Below are 15,112 nucleotides of genomic sequence, written 5' to 3' on the forward strand. Positions count from 1 at the left end.
TCTCGGACTCCAGCGCCTTGTTGAGCTCGTTGGCGCGGCCCTGCGCGTCGCTGCCGGAACTCGCGAGCCCCTCATAGAGCCCCTTCATGCGGTCGCGCTCGCCTTCCGCGGAAGCGAGGCCGGCGCGCAGCTGCGCCACCTGGTCGTCGAGCGTCAGCTTGGAGAGCTTCTCCAGCGACAACAGGTCGTTGAGCTGGGCGATCTTGGCGGTGAGCTGTTCCAGCGCCTTGTCCTTGCCGGTGACCTCCTGCGACAGGAAGAATTGCACGACGAGGAACACCGACAGCAGGAACACGATCGACAGCACCAGCGTCGACAATGCGTCGACAAAGCCGGGCCAGTAGTTGAAGCCGGATTCGCTGCGGCGCGAGCGGGCGAGGGCCATGGGTTTCTCCTTGGGCTTGCTCCCCGGCTAGCTCTTCTCGGGCTGGCGGGCGAGGCGTTCCAGCAGCCGCTTGATCTCGCGGTTCTGCTCGCCCTGGCCGTCGGCCCATTCCCGGATCATCTGCTGCTCGGTGCGCATATGCGCGACCAGCCCCTGGATCGCCTCGGCAAGATTGGCCATCGCGGCCGTGGTGCTGCGGCCGCCGCCGCCTTCCTCGAGCGCGGTGCGGAGCCGGTCGATCGCGCCCTGCATGTTACCGGAAACGCCGGCTTCATCGCCGGAAATGCCGCGCACGGTGCCGGCGAGCCAGTCCTCGAGGTCGGTGTAGAAGCGGTTCTGGGCCTGGCTCGACTGCAGGTCGAGGAAGCCGAGGATCAGCGAGCCGGCAAGGCCGAACAGCGAGGACGAGAACGAGATGCCCATGCCGCCGAGCGGCGCGGCGAGGCCCTCCTTCAGCGTATCGAACAGCGCGCCCGAGTCGCCGCCGACCTTGAGCCCGTCGATCACCTTGCCGACCGAGCCCACCGTCTCGATCAGGCCCCAGAACGTGCCGAGCAGGCCGAGGAACACCAACAGGCCGGTCATGTAACGCGAGATGTCGCGGGCTTCGTCGAGGCGGGTTGCAATCGAATCGAGCAGATGTCGCATGGTCTGCTGCGAGATCGACATCCGCCCCGAGCGTTCGCCGCCGAGGATCGCGGCCATCGGGGCAAGCAGCGTCGGGCGGCGCTCGATCGCAAGGCCGGGATCGGCGATGCGGAAATTGTTGACCCAGGCGACCTCGGGATAAAGCCGGATCACCTGGCGGAACGCCAGGATGATGCCGATCAGCAGCACCGCCCCGATCAGGGCGTTCAGCCCCGGATTGGCAAAGAAGGCGGTGACGATCTGCTTGTACAGCACGACCCCGACCAGGCCGCAGAGCACCAGGAACACCAGCATCCGCACCAGGAAGATCCGGGGCGAGGACAGCTTGCTCAATTCGATCTCCATGTCGGAGCGGGAAGGGGGCATTGCCGGGTCATCCGTTCGCGAAGGCCGCATCTGCAAGCAATATGGCACAGCGGCCGAGTGAGGAAAGCCGATTCCAAGGGCAGCAAACAGCACCTTGGGTTGGAATCTCGTGGGCCGTTGCCGCTTTGCACGGCTTTCCGACCGCTCGCCGCATCGCCATCCACAGAGCCGCGCGTCCCACCCGTCAATCGCGAGATGAGGTCGGTTTGCACGCACCCTCGGATGAGGCGCGCGCGGCCCGCGGTGATTCGGTCCAATCGTCTCGGTGTTGCGAGGTGCGGCATTCTGCGCAGGCAAAATGGCGGGGTTCCCGCTCACGCAGACCTTAACGCATTCCCACAGCCTGCGATGGAACCCGCTCACAATGCGGTGACAAGGTAAAAGATGCCGCGAAATCAGGGTGATAGCGTTCTGTGACATTGAGCCGCCCAAAAACGCATTGCGTCGCAGCAAGCAGATTTTATTTTCATCGCAGCAACACGAGCGGTGTCGCCGTGACACCGCCGTTCGTTTGTTCAAACCTTTCAGGGGCGATTATCTCAATGTCTGGACTTCGCGCGCAATCGGCATGCATTGCATTGATGCTGGCTGCCATCGCGCCAATGCTTGCTGGCTGCGACGAGCCGAACACCGCAACCGCCGCCGTACAAGTACCCGAGCCGGACGTCAGCGTCGTCACCGTGAAGCCGCAGGCGCGTGCGATGCTGCGCGAGCTGCCGGGCCGCATCGCGCCGACCCGTGTTTCCGAGGTCCGCCCGCGCGTCTCGGGCATCGTCGTCAACCGCATGTTCCATCAGGGCAGCGAGGTGAAGGTCGGCGATCCATTGTACCAGATCGATCCGCGCCCGTTCGAAGTCGAATTGCAGTCGACCGAGGCGGCGCTGGCGCGCGCCAAGGCCGTGCTCGAACAGGCCGCGCTGCAAGCCCGCCGTATCGCCACTTTGACCAGCCAGCGTGCGGCGCCGGAAGCCGAGAACGAAAAGGCGATCGCGACGCTGAAGCAGGCCGAAGCCGACGTGCAGGGTCGCGAGGCCGAAGTCGCGCGCGCCAAGCTCAATCTGGATTACGCCACGATCCGCGCGCCGATCGACGGCACCATCGGCGCTGCGCTGGTCAGCGAGGGCGCGCTCGTCGTGCAGAACGACGCCGCGAGCCTTGCGACCATCCAGCAGCTCGATCCGATCTACGCCGACTTCCAGCAGTCGGTGACCGAGATGAACCAGCTCCGCCGCGCCTTCGAGAGTGGCGATCTCGACCGTATCGCGCCCGACGCGATGAAGGTGCGCCTCGTGCTCGACGACGGCTCGATCTACCCGCTGCCGGGCAAGCTGCTGTTCTCCGACGCCAAGGTCGACGCCTATACCGGGCAGGTGACGTTGCGCGGCGAGTTCCCGAACCCGCATCGCATCCTGCTGCCGGGCATGTATGTGCGCGTGCTGATCGAACAGGGCATCGACAGCGATGCGATTGCCGTGCCGCAGCAGGCGATCCAGCGCAATGGCGGCGGCGGCAGCGAGGTGTTCGTCGTCAAGGCCGACAATCACGTCGCGGTGCAGCCGGTGCGCACCGGCTCGCTGCAGGGTGGTTCCTGGTTCGTGACCGACGGTCTGAAAGCCGGCGACAAGGTCGTCGTCGAGGGGTTCCAGAAATTCGCCGCCGGCGACAAGGTCCGGCCGCAAGCCTGGCGCGAGGTCGACGCAGCTGCAGCACCGACGGATCCGCACCAGACCGCGCACGCAGTGCGGTGATCCGGCATGCCTAGCTTCTTCATCGACAGGCCGATCTTCGCCTGGGTCGTCGCGCTGTTCATCTGTCTGATCGGCGCGATCTCGATTCCGCTGCTCGCGGTCGCGCAATATCCGATCATCGCGCCGCCCTCGATCTCGATCTCGACCAGCTATCCCGGCGCGTCGCCGGAGAACCTCTACAACAGCGTGACGCGGCTGATCGAGGAGGAGCTCAACGGCGCCGCCAACATCCTGAACTTCGAATCGACCTCCGACTCGCTCGGCCAGGTCGAAATCATCGCCAACTTCAAGCCGGGCACCGACACCAGCCAGGCCTCGGTCGAGGTGCAGAACCGCCTCAAGCGCGTCGAGGCGCGGCTGCCGCGCGCGGTGATCCAGCAGGGCATCCTGGTCGAGGAAGCCTCGTCCGCCGTGCTGCAGATCATCACGCTGAACTCGACCGACGGCTCGCTGGATGAAGTGGGCCTCGGCGACTTCATGATCCGCAACGTGCTGGGCGAGGTGCGCCGCATCCCCGGCGTCGGCCGCGCCACGCTGTATTCGACCGAGCGGTCCTTGCGGATCTGGATCGATCCGGCCAAGCTGGTCGGCTACGGCCTGTCCGCCGACGACGTCAACAAGGCGATCACGGCGCAGAACGCCCAGGTCGCCTCCGGCAGCATCGGCGCCGAGCCGAGCACCGATACCCAGAAGATTTCCGCGCAGGTGCTGGTGAAGGGCCAGCTGTCCTCGCCCGACGAGTTCGGCGCCATCATCCTGCGCGCCAACGCCGACGGCTCGACGGTCCGCCTGCGCGACGTCGCGCGGATCGAGATCGGCGGCCTCAGCTACCAGTTCAACACCCGCCTCGACGGCAAGCCGACCGCCGGCCTCTCGGTGCTGCTGTCGCCGAAGGGCAATGCGCTGGCGACCGCGAGCGCGGTCGAAGCCAAGATGAAGGAGCTGTCGCGCTTCTTCCCGGCCAATATCTCCTACGAAATCCCCTACAACATCACGCCCGTCGTGAAGGCCTCGATCGAGAAGGTCCTGATGACGCTGGTCGAGGCGGTGGTGCTGGTGTTCATCGTGATGTTCCTGTTCCTGCAGAACATCCGCTACACCATCATCCCGACCATCGTGGTTCCCGTGGCGCTGCTCGGCGCCTGCGCCACGCTGATGATCGCGGGTTTCTCGATCAACATGCTGACGATGTTCGGCATGGTGCTGGCGGTCGGCATCCTCGTCGACGACGCCATCGTCGTGGTCGAGAACGTCGAGCGCATCATGGCGGAGGAAGGCCTGCCGCCGAAGGAAGCCACCAAGAAGGCGATGTCGCAGATCACCGGCGCCATCATCGGCATCACGCTGGTGCTGATGGCGGTGTTCGTGCCGATGGCGTTCTTCCCCGGCTCGGTCGGCATCATCTACCGGCAGTTCTCGGTCACCATGGTGGCGGCGATCGCGTTCTCGGCGCTGCTCGCGCTGTCGCTGACGCCGGCGCTGTGCGCGACGCTGCTCAAGCCGGTCAAGAAGGGCCACGGCCATGCCAGCAAGGGCGTGTTCGGCTGGTTCAACCGCGTGCTCGACACCAGCCGCGCCGGCTATGTCAGCACGGTGCAGGCCGGGCTGAAGCGCACCGGCCGCCTGATGCTGATCTATCTGGTGCTGTTCGCAGGCGTCGCCTACGGCTTCGTGCGGCTGCCCGGCGGCTTCCTGCCGGTCGACGACCAGGGCTTCATCACGACCGACGTACAGACGCCGTCGGAGTCGTCCTATGCGCGCACCGAAGCCGCGGTCGAGCAGGTCGAGAAATACCTCAAGGACCGCGCCGGCATCGAGAACGTCACATTCCTCACCGGCTTCAGCTTCCTCGGCCAGGGCATGAACACCGCGCAGGCCTTCATCACCCTGAAGGACTGGTCGGAGCGCGGCCCGAAGGATTCCGCCGCCGCCATCGTTGCCGACATCAACCGCGACCTGTCGTCGATCCGCGACGCCAGGATCTCGGCGTTGCAGCCGCCGCCGATCGACAACCTCGGCAACTCCTCGGGCTTCTCGTTCCGCCTGCAGGACCGCGGCCAGAAGGGCTACTCGGCGCTGATCGCGGCGTCCGATCGCTTGATCGCGGAGGCCAATGCCAGCCCGATCCTGCAGAAGGTCTATGTCGAAGGCCTGCCGCCGGCTCCGCAGGTCAATCTGATGATCGACCGCGAGAAGGCGGGCGCGTTCGGCGTCACCTTCGAGGACATCAACAACACGATCTCGACCAATCTCGGCTCGAACTACATCAACGATTTCCCGAACCGCGGGCGCATGCAGCGCGTCATCGTGCAGGCCGACAAGACCAGCCGCATGAACGCGGACGACATCCTCAACTACAACGTCAAGAACAGCCGCGGCCAGCTGGTGCCGTTCTCGGCCTTCGCCACCATCGAGTGGACGAAGGGGCCGACGCAGATCGCGGGCTTCAACTACTATCCGGCGGTGCGCATCTCCGGCGAGGCGCGGCCCGGCTTCACCTCGGGCGATGCGATCGCCGAGATGGAGCGGCTCGCCGACAAGCTGCCGCGCGGCTTCGGCTATGAATGGACCGGCCAGTCGCTGCAGGAGAAGCTGTCGGGCTCGCAGGCGCCGTTCCTGCTCGCGCTGTCGGTGCTGGTGGTGTTCCTCTTGCTGGCCGCGCTCTATGAGAGCTGGACCATTCCGCTCGCGGTGCTGCTCACCATTCCGCTCGGCATTCTCGGTGCGGTGGTGGCGGCGACGATGCGCGGGCTCTCCAACGACGTCTATTTCACCGTCGGCCTGATCACCATCATCGGCCTTGCCGCCAAGGACGCGATCCTGATCATCGAGTTCGCCAAGGATCTGCGCGCGCAGGGCAAGCCGCTGGTCGAGGCGACCATCGAGGCGTGCAGCCTCAGATTCCGCCCGATCCTGATGACCGGTCTTGCCTTCGTCTGCGGCGTGCTGCCGATGGCGATCGCGACCGGCGCCGGCGGCGCCAGCCAGCAGGCGCTCGGCACGTCGGTGATGGGCGGCATGATCGCGGTGGTGATCCTCGCGCTGCTGCTGGTGCCGGTGTTCTTCGTCAGCGTGCAGCGCGTGCTGGCCGGCGATCGCGAGACGGCGCCGGGGCAGGGTGAGGCGTACGGACCGCCCGCGCCGGCGAGGATCGGTCACTGATATCAGAGACCGACGCCGGTCAGATCAGCGGCTTGCTTTCGCAAGCCGACCAATCCAGATTGCAGCTCTGGATTGAACGGGGAGCGTTTGGGCAACCCCGGGATTGAGGGCATGCGATGCGGCCGAGCGATATTGCGATCTCGAATTATCGCTCGATCCGGCGGCTCTTCATGCCCATCCAGCCGCTGTCAGTCTTCGTCGGCGAGAACGGTGTCGGCAAATCCAATCTCTACAAGTCCCTGTCGCTGCTACGCGACGCGGCGACCGGCCGGATCACACGCACGATCTCCGACGAAGGCGGTTTGTATTCCGTCTTCTGGTCCGGCAATCGCAGACGCGGAGACGATGCGCGTCTGCGGTTGGCTGTGAGATTCGACCACGTCAGATATTCCATCGAGCTCGGATTCCCGAGCCCGATCGTGGCGGCATTTCCCGGTGAGCCGATGATCAAGTCCGAAACGATCGAGGCGACCCACGGCAAGAAAACTATACTGATGATGGAGCGCACTAACTCACTCGTCAGTGTCCGCGATGAGAACGGCACCTGGAGCCAGCACAAGGATGCGGTGCTGCCGTCGGAAACCGCGCTGGCCGGATTTTCGGATGGTAAGGGAAGTCCCGAGATCGACCTGATCCGAAATGCAATGCTGAGTTGGCGATTCTATCACGACTTCCGGACCGATCCGGCGTCGCCGATACGAAAGCCGTGTCTCGCGATCACGACACCTTCGCTGAGCGCCGATGGCCACGATCTGGCTGCCGTGTTGGCAACCCTGTTCACGATCAGGCAGGATGCCGGCGATCTGCAGGATGCGATCGAGGACGCATTTCCGGGCGCCGAACTGCGGGCATGGGAAAAAAATGGGCTATGTGAATTCCAGTTGCAACTGGAGGACATGCCGCGGCCGTTCAAGGCGCACGAACTATCCGATGGCACGCTGAAGTATATTTGCCTGCTCGCCGTGTTCATGGGCTATCGGCTGCCGCCGTTCATCGCGCTGAACGAGCCCGAGACCAGCCTGCATCCATCGCTGCTGGCGCCATTGGCGAGGCTGATCGCCAAGGCGTCGCGCCGCGCCGACATCTGGATCGTCACCCATTCGGAACATCTGATGGAGGCGTTGCGAAGCGAGAGCTCGGTCCCGCTGCGCCGGGTGATCAAGGCAAAGGGCGCCACGACCATCGAGGGCCTGTCCCTCGGCGGTGAATTTCGTGACGGGGAAGACGACCAGGATGACGATGACGACGATTAGGCCGCGCCGTCGCGCTACTGCCCGAGCGGCTTCAGGATCTTGATCAGCTCGCCGTGCACGAACTCGTTGCCGCAGACGACATGGCCGGTCTGTAGCGGGTCGTCATTGCCCTGGATGCCGGAGACGGTGCCGCCGGCCTCGCGAACCATCAGCAGGCCGGCCGCGACGTCCCAGGCCTGCAGATTGCGCTCCCAATAGCCGTCGAGGCGGCCGGCGGCGACGAAGGCGAGGTCGAGCGAGGCGGCGCCGAAGCGGCGGAAGCCCGCGACCTTGGTCTGCAGCGCGGCCATCTCCTGCAGCGCCAGCTGGTGATTGCCGCGGCCGATATGCGGCAGCCCGCAGGCCACCACGCATTCGTTGAGCTGGCGGCGGCCGGCGACGCGCAGCCGCTGGTCGTTGAGGAAGGCGCCCTTGCCGCGCTCGGCGATATAGAGCTCGTCATTGGCGGGATTGTAGATCACGCCGGCGATCACGGTGTCCTCGCGCTTGAGCCCGATCGAGATCGCGAATTGCGGGATGCCGTGCAGGAAGTTGGTGGTGCCGTCCAAGGGATCGACGATCCAGGTGTGACTCTTGTCGCTGCCTTCGCGCTTGCCGCCTTCCTCGCCGAGGAACCCGTAGCCGGGCCGGGCCTTCTCGAGGTCGGTGTAGAGCATCTCCTCGGCGCGCTTGTCGGCGAGCGAGACGAAGTTCGCCGGCCCCTTCAGTGACACCTGGAGATGTTCGATCTCGCCGAGGTCGCGCTTGAGGCTGCGGCCGGCGCGGCGCGCGGCCTTGACCATGACATTGATGAGAGCGGAATAGAGCATGATGGAAGCTGGTGGCTTTCGAGCGTTGGAAATCGATCGGGCAGCGTAGGCAAGACCCTGCCCGTCATCCTGAGCAGCGCGGAACGCGCGTCTCGAAGGATCGGCGGCCCGGTCCGGGGCCGTGCATCCTTCGAGGCTCGCTCCGCTCGCACCTCAGGATGACGGGAAACGGCCTGTGGCGCCCTGGGTTTCGGACTGGGTGCCCTCTGGAAGTGGCGCCGTCAAGGCGTCATTTGACGTTGTTTCCGATCCATTTTCGCGCGGCTGCCTCGCCCTTGGCGCGGTCTTCCGGGCTCATATCGGCGAGGATGTCGTCGAGATCGGGGTCGCCCTTGCCCGCGGTCTTGGCGACCGTGTGCCATTTCAGCGCCTCGACCTTGTCCACCGGGGCGCCGGCTCCGGTCGCCAGCACATGGGCGAGGCGGTTCTGCGCGATCGCGCTGTTCTGCCGGGCCGCCTTGCGCAGCAGCGCCACCGCCGCCGGCACGTTTCGCGGCGTGCCCGAGCCGTTGTAGAGCGCGATGGCATATTCGACCTCGGCATCGACATTGTCGGCCACCGAGGCGGCCTGCAGCAGCCGCGCCGCCTTCTCGAGGTCCTTCGGCACGCCGGTGCCTTCCTTGTAGAAGGTCGCGAGCGCGTATTGCGCCTCGGGGCTGCCGGCGTCGGCGGCCATGCGCAAGAGCTCGGCGGAGCGGCGGAGGTCCTGCGGCAGGGTCTGGCCGTCGAGATAGAGCAGCGCGAGATTATAGGCCGCCTTGGGCTCGCCGAGCTTGGCCGACGACGCCAGCAGCTTGACCGCGGCATCCTTGTCGACCGCGCCGCCGCGGCCCGCGATCTTCATCATGGCGAGCGCGAACATCGCCTCGCGGTCGCCGGCATCGGAGGCGCGCTTGTACCACTCGTCGGCCTTGACGTAGTCGCGCTTGACGCCGAGCCCATTGGCATAGAGCTCGCCCAGCATCGTCATGGCCTTGGCATCGTTGTTGTTCTGCGCGCGCGCGGTCGCGAGGTCGAACGCGGTCTTGTACATGCCGCGCTGATAGGCGCCGTAGACGAGGTCGACATTGGGATCGTCGACGGCCTGGGTCGGGGTCGGCGAGGGCGTCGGGGATGCGGCAGGCTTCGGTGTCGCGGAGGCGGCGGGCTTCGGCGTCGGCTTCTTCGCGACCGGCGAATGCACCTTCGGCTTCGGAGCCTCCTTCTTCGCGGGCGGCGGCGTCTGGGCCGGCGGCGTGATCGAGAGCTGCGCCATCGCGCCGCTCGCCAGCATCGTGCAGCCGAGCGCAACACCTATCGGACGCAGGCATTTCATTCCGGCGTCATCCCTCGGCCTTTCCGTCGGCCTTGGCCTTGCCGAATGTGCCGGCATGCGCCTGCGCCATCGCGTCGCCGATCTCGACAAGCGCCGCCTTGGCGCCGCGCGGATCGGACCAGATGAAGTCTCCGACCAGCACGAAATCCGCGCCGGCCGCCGCAAACGCCTCGGCTTCCTCGCGCGAGGTTGCAAAGCCGACGCAGGGCGGCTCGAACAATTCGTCCCACCATTCCAGCCGCTCGGCGATCGCCTCGCACGAGGGCCGCTGTCCGTTGGTGTCGGGCTCGCCGAACAGCACATAATCGGCGCCGGCTTCGCCCGCGGCCATCGAATCGTGGCGGGTCGCGAGCCCGCCGACGCCGACAATGCGGTCGGGCTTCAGCGACGGCACCGCCTCTTCCATCGCGGCGATGCCGGTCAGATGCGCGCCGTCGGCGCCGGCGCGAGCCACGATATCGGGATGGCCGTCGATCAGCAGCGCCGCGCCGGCGTTCTGGATCGCAGGCGCCAGCGCCTTGATGGTGGAGATCATGCTGCGCGGATCGCTCTCGCGCAGCCGCACCAGCACGGCCGCAACATCGGCCGCGGCAAGCAGCTCGGTGAGCTCGGCCGCAAGCCGCGCGGGCTCATCGACCGGCGGCGTTGCCAGATAGAGGCGCGGCGCCGGCCGCGGCGGAACGGGCTTGGTCGCCAACTATGCCGCCTGTTTCTCGAGGCCGGCTTCCCAATTGCCGGTGCTCGCGAGTCCGTTCATCCGGGCGCGATGCGAGAAGGCATGCTGGCCCGCGGGCACGTTGTCGGGCTTGCCGGACCACGCCTTCTGCGGCGCCGCCTGCAGCGCACGGCCGTAGGAGAAGGTCAGCCGCCAGGGCAAATTGCCGATCTTGTTCATGGCGTCGAGATGGGCGGTCGCTTCCTCGTCGCTCTGGCCGCCGGAGAGGAAGGCGATGCCGGGCACCGCCGCAGGTACGCAGCTCTTGAGCAGGCGGATGGTCTTCTCGGCGACTTCCTGCACCGGCGCCTGTTTCGGGCACTTCTTGCCCGAGATCGCCATGTTCGGTTTCAGGATCATGCCTTCGAGCGCGACGCGTTGCACCCGCAATTCCTGGAAGGTGCGGTTCAGCACGCGCTGCGTCACCTCATAGCAGCGGTCGATGTCGTGATCGCCGTCCATCAGCACTTCCGGCTCGACGATCGGGACGATCTGCGCGGCCTGGCACAGCGCGGCATAGCGCGCCAGCGCATGGGCGTTGACGCGGACCGCGGTCTGGGTCGGAATTCGCGGCCCGATATCGATCACCGCGCGCCATTTCGCAAAGCGCGCACCGCGCTCGTAATATTTTTTCAGCCGCTCGGCGAGCTTGTCGAGGCCGACGGTGACGAGTTCGCCCGGGCAGTTCGGCAAAGGCTGCGTGCCCTCGTCGACCTTGATGCCGGGGATCGCGCCGGCCTGCTCGATCAGCTTGACCAGCGGCGTGCCGTCCTTGGCATTCTGCCAGATCGTCTCGTCGTAGAGGATGACGCCGGAGATGTACTTGCTCATCGCCTCCTGCGAGCGGAACAGCATCTCGCGATAGTCGCGGCGATTGTCCTCGGTCGAATCGACCTTGATGGCGTCGAAGCGCTTCTTGATCGTGCCGGAAGATTCGTCGGCGGCGAGGATGCCCTTGCCCGGGGTGACCATGGCAAGCGCGATTTTGTTGAGGTCGGAGAGGTTCATCGGGGCGTCCTCCAGAGCCATTGCCTTTGCAAACCAAAATAGGCGGTTCTCGGGCAAATGCCTAGAAAACGTTCGTCGCGGCCGATGTTTGTCGCAGCCGGCGATCAAGCCTTCGGGACACCGCTTCCGACTGCGCCGGAGCCGGTGTCCCGCCGTAATGTTTCAGGCGATATGTTGTCAGGCAAACCTTGTCAGGCGACCTTGGGGTCGAGCTGGCCCGCGGCGTAGCGCTTGGCCATTTCCGCCGTGGTCAGCACCTTCTTGATCTTGCTGGCCTGGCCCGCGGTGTTGAACTCCTGCAGGCGCTGCTTGCACAGCTTGGTCATCGCCTCCATCGCGGGCTTGAGGTACTTGCGCGGATCGAACTCCTCCGGATTGTCCTTCAGCACCTTGCGGATCTGGCCGGTCATCGCCATCCGGTTGTCGGTGTCGATGTTGATCTTGCGCACGCCGTTCTTGATGCCGCGCTGGATCTCGGCGACCGGCACGCCCCAGGTCGGCTTCATCTTGCCGCCATTGGCGTTGATGATCTCCTGCAGCTCCTGCGGCACCGACGAGGAGCCGTGCATGACGAGATGCGTGTTCGGCAGCTTGCGATGGATTTCCTCGATCACGTTCATGGCGAGGATGTCGCCGTCGGGCTTGCGGGTGAACTTGTAGGCGCCGTGCGAGGTGCCCATCGCGATCGCCAGCGCGTCGACCTTGGTTTCCTGGACGAACTTCACTGCCTCGTCGGGATTGGTCAGCAGCTGGTCATGCGACAGCTTGCCCTCGGCGCCATGGCCGTCCTCCTTGTCGCCCATGCCGGTCTCGAGCGAGCCGAGCACGCCGAGCTCGCCTTCCACCGAGATGCCGCCGAGATGGGCCATGCCGGTCACGGTCCTGGTGACGCCGACATTGTAGTCCCAGTCGCCGGGGGTCTTGCCGTCGGCCTTCAGCGAGCCGTCCATCATGACCGAGGTGAAGCCGGCCTGGATCGCGGTCATGCAGGTGGCGGGCTCGTTGCCGTGGTCGAGATGCACGCAGACCGGGATCTGCGGGTAGATCTCGGTGACGGCGTCCATCATGTGCTTGAGCATGACGTCGTTGGCGTAGGACCGCGCGCCGCGCGAGGCCTGGATGATGACGGGCGCGTCGACCTCGGAGGCCGCCGCCATGATCGCCAGCGCCTGCTCCATGTTGTTGATGTTGAAGGCAGGTACGCCGTAATCATGCTCGGCCGCGTGGTCGAGCAGTTGCCGCAACGTGATGCGAGCCATTCCATTTCTCCCTGTAGTGCAAGTTCGCGGATGTGACCTAAATCAACGGTTTTTCAGAACTTCGACGCCCGGCAGCGGCTTGCCTTCCATCCATTCAAGAAACGCGCCGCCCGCGGTCGAGACGTAGGAAAAATCGCCGCCCACGCCCGCCTGGTTCAGCGCCGCGACGGTGTCGCCGCCGCCCGCGACCGAGACGAGCTTTTTGGCCTTGGTGCGTTCGGCCGCATGCTTGGCCGATACCACGGTGCCGCGGTCGAACGGCGTCAGCTCGAAGGCGCCAAGCGGGCCGTTCCAGACCAGCGTCGCCGCGTCGTCGATCGCGGCATGGATGCGCGCGATCGATTGCGGACCGACGTCGAGGATCATGCCGTCGGCCGGGATCGCATCGAGGCCATAGGCATGGGACGGTGCGTTGGCGGCAAACTGGTTGGCGACGACAGCGTCGACGGGGAGGATGATCGCGCAATTGGCCGCGTTGGCTTTCTCCATGATCCGCAGCGCGGTCGGGGCAAGATCCTTTTCGGCGAGCGACTTGCCGACGGCGACGCCCTGCGCGTGCAGGAAGGTGTTGGCCATGCCGCCTCCGATCACCAGCGCGTCGACCTTGCTCACGAGGTTTTCCAAGAGGTCGATCTTGGTCGAGACCTTGGCGCCGCCGATGATTGCGATTACCGGCTTGGTCGGCGCTTCCAGCGCCTTGCCGAGCGCGTCGAGTTCGGCCTGCATGGTGCGGCCGGCATAGGCCGGAAGCTTGTGGCCGAGGCCTTCGGTCGAGGCGTGGGCGCGATGCGCGGCGGAGAAGGCGTCGTTGACCCAGATGTCGCCGAGCTTGGCGAGTTCGGCGACGAAGCCGGCGTCGTTCTTCTCCTCTTCCTTGTGGAAGCGGGTGTTTTCGAGACAGAGGATGTCGCCGTCCTTGAGGGCGGCGACCGCCTTGGCTGCGGCATCGCCGATGCAGTCCTCGGCGAAGGCGACCGGGCGCTTGATCACCTTCGGCAGCGCGTCAGCGACCGGCTTCAGCGATTCCTTGGGATCGCGTCCCTTGGGGCGGCCGAAATGGGCGAGCAGGATCACCTTGCCGCCCTTGTCGGAAATTTCGGTGATGGTGGGGGCCACGCGCTCGAGCCGTGTGGCATCGGTGACGCGGCCATTTTCCATGGGGACGTTGAGGTCGACGCGCAGCAGCACGCGCTTGCCCTTCACGTTGACGTCGTCGAGGGTGCGGAACGATTTTGTCATGGGGGGTGTCGAACTCCTGGGGTCATTCCGGGGCGATGCGGAGCATCGAACCTCAGATGCGCAATTGCGCATCGGGGAATCTCGAGATTCCGGGTCTGGTCCTGCGGACCATCCCGGAATGACGGAGCGGCAAACACGCAGATGCCCGGCGGTGAGCCGGGCATCACGAACAGTCGAACTTAAACCAGCTTGCCGATCGCGACGGCGGTGTCCGCCATACGGTTCGAGAAGCCCCACTCATTGTCGTACCAGGACATCACGCGCACGAAGTTGCCGTTCTGCACCTTGGTCTGGTCCATGTGGAAGGTCGACGAGTGCGGATCGTGGTTGAAGTCGATCGAGACGTTCGGCGCGTTGGTGTAGCCGAGGATGCCCTTGAGCTGCTGCTCCGAGGCACGCTTCATCGCCTCGTTGATCTCCTTGACGTCGGTTGCGCGCTTGGCGACGATCTTGAGGTCGATCACGGAAACGTTCGGGGTCGGAACGCGGACCGAGACGCCGTCGAGCTTACCCTTCAGCTCGGGCAGCACGAGGCCGATCGCCTTCGCGGCACCGGTCGAGGTCGGGATCATCGACATCGCCGCGGCGCGGCCGCGATAGAGATCCTTGTGCAGGGTGTCGAGCGTCGGCTGGTCGCCGGTATAGGCGTGGATCGTGGTCATGAAGCCGGTCTCGATGCCGACGGTGTCGTTCAGGACCTTGGCGACCGGCGCGAGGCAGTTGGTGGTGCAGGAGCCGTTCGAGATCACCAGGTGATCCTTGGTCAGCGTGTCGTGGTTGACGCCGTAGACGATGGTGGCGTCAGCGCCGTCGGCGGGCGCCGAGACCAGCACGCGCTTGGCGCCGGCGGTCAGGTGGGCGGAAGCCTTGTCCTTCGCGGTGAAGATGCCGGTGCATTCCAGCGCCACGTCGACGCCGAGCGCCTTCCACGGCAGCTTGGAGGGATCGCGCTCGGCCGAAACCTTGATCTTGTTGTCGCCGAGGCTGATCGAGTCGCCGTCGACGGTGACGGTGCCGGGGAAACGGCCATGCACGGAATCGAAGCGCAGCAGGTGCGCATTGGTCTCGACCGGGCCGAGGTCGTTGATGCCGACCACCTCGATGTCCTTGCGGCCGGACTCGGCGATGGCGCGCAGAATGTTGCGGCCGATACGTCCAAACCCGTTGATCGCGACGCGGATTGCCATGCTCGTCTCCTCTAATGC

11 protein-coding genes and 1 pseudogene are annotated in these 15,112 nt (G+C 65.6%); 3 read left to right on the forward strand and 9 right to left on the reverse strand.

Annotation, left to right across the window (positions count from 1 at the left end; all coding sequences use genetic code 11):
• A pseudogene (locus IF803_RS37735) lies at positions 1–385 on the reverse strand (peptidoglycan-binding protein); the annotation flags it as partial.
• A 27-nt stretch (positions 386–412) separates the two neighbouring features.
• Positions 413–1,399 carry a hypothetical protein gene (locus tag IF803_RS37740; RefSeq protein ID WP_028342555.1) on the reverse strand — a complete coding sequence of 329 codons (987 nt, stop codon included), beginning with the start codon at positions 1,397–1,399 and terminating at the stop codon, positions 413–415.
• 542 nt (positions 1,400–1,941) lie between these two features.
• Here IF803_RS37740 and IF803_RS37745 point away from each other — a divergent pair.
• From IF803_RS37745 to IF803_RS37755, 3 genes are all read left to right on the forward strand, one after another.
• The gene (locus IF803_RS37745; protein WP_092087989.1) at positions 1,942–3,147 is read left to right on the forward strand and encodes an efflux RND transporter periplasmic adaptor subunit; all 1,206 of its coding nucleotides are present in this window, start codon (positions 1,942–1,944) and stop codon (positions 3,145–3,147) included.
• Between the two features lie 6 nt (positions 3,148–3,153).
• A complete protein-coding gene (locus tag IF803_RS37750; protein ID WP_028342553.1) occupies positions 3,154–6,309 on the forward strand; it encodes a multidrug efflux RND transporter permease subunit in 3,156 nt (1,051 codons plus the stop codon).
• A gap of 116 nt (positions 6,310–6,425) precedes the next feature.
• On the forward strand, positions 6,426–7,562 hold the full coding sequence (locus IF803_RS37755; protein WP_461195692.1) for an AAA family ATPase: 1,137 nt from the start codon (positions 6,426–6,428) through the stop codon (positions 7,560–7,562).
• 14 nt (positions 7,563–7,576) lie between these two features.
• Here IF803_RS37755 and IF803_RS37760 read toward each other — a convergent pair whose 3' ends face one another.
• The 7 genes from IF803_RS37760 to gap all read right to left on the reverse strand — a co-directional run bounded on the left by IF803_RS37760 (position 7,577) and on the right by gap (position 15,094).
• Entirely contained in the window at positions 7,577–8,371 is a 795-nt protein-coding gene (locus IF803_RS37760; protein ID WP_028332804.1) for an inositol monophosphatase family protein, read from the reverse strand.
• Between the two features lie 229 nt (positions 8,372–8,600).
• On the reverse strand, positions 8,601–9,686 hold the full coding sequence (locus tag IF803_RS37765) for a tetratricopeptide repeat protein (protein WP_461195693.1): 1,086 nt from the start codon (positions 9,684–9,686) through the stop codon (positions 8,601–8,603).
• A 7-nt stretch (positions 9,687–9,693) separates the two neighbouring features.
• Complete coding sequence (locus IF803_RS37770) at positions 9,694–10,383, reverse strand: thiamine phosphate synthase (RefSeq protein ID WP_461195694.1); 690 nt, start codon at positions 10,381–10,383, stop codon at positions 9,694–9,696.
• Positions 10,384–11,409, reverse strand: a complete 1,026-nt coding sequence (locus tag IF803_RS37775; protein WP_304498562.1) for a class I fructose-bisphosphate aldolase — start codon at positions 11,407–11,409, stop codon at positions 10,384–10,386.
• A 191-nt stretch (positions 11,410–11,600) separates the two neighbouring features.
• Complete coding sequence (gene fba / locus IF803_RS37780) at positions 11,601–12,668, reverse strand: class II fructose-bisphosphate aldolase (RefSeq protein ID WP_229183491.1); 1,068 nt, start codon at positions 12,666–12,668, stop codon at positions 11,601–11,603.
• Between the two features lie 42 nt (positions 12,669–12,710).
• Positions 12,711–13,907 (reverse strand): phosphoglycerate kinase, encoded by a 1,197-nt coding sequence (locus IF803_RS37785; protein WP_461195695.1) that lies wholly within the window; start codon positions 13,905–13,907, stop codon positions 12,711–12,713.
• A gap of 179 nt (positions 13,908–14,086) precedes the next feature.
• On the reverse strand, positions 14,087–15,094 hold the full coding sequence (gene gap / locus IF803_RS37790; protein WP_028343978.1) for a type I glyceraldehyde-3-phosphate dehydrogenase: 1,008 nt from the start codon (positions 15,092–15,094) through the stop codon (positions 14,087–14,089).
• Positions 15,095–15,112 lie beyond the last annotated feature (18 nt).

This window comes from Bradyrhizobium sp. UFLA06-06 (assembly GCF_054820065.1).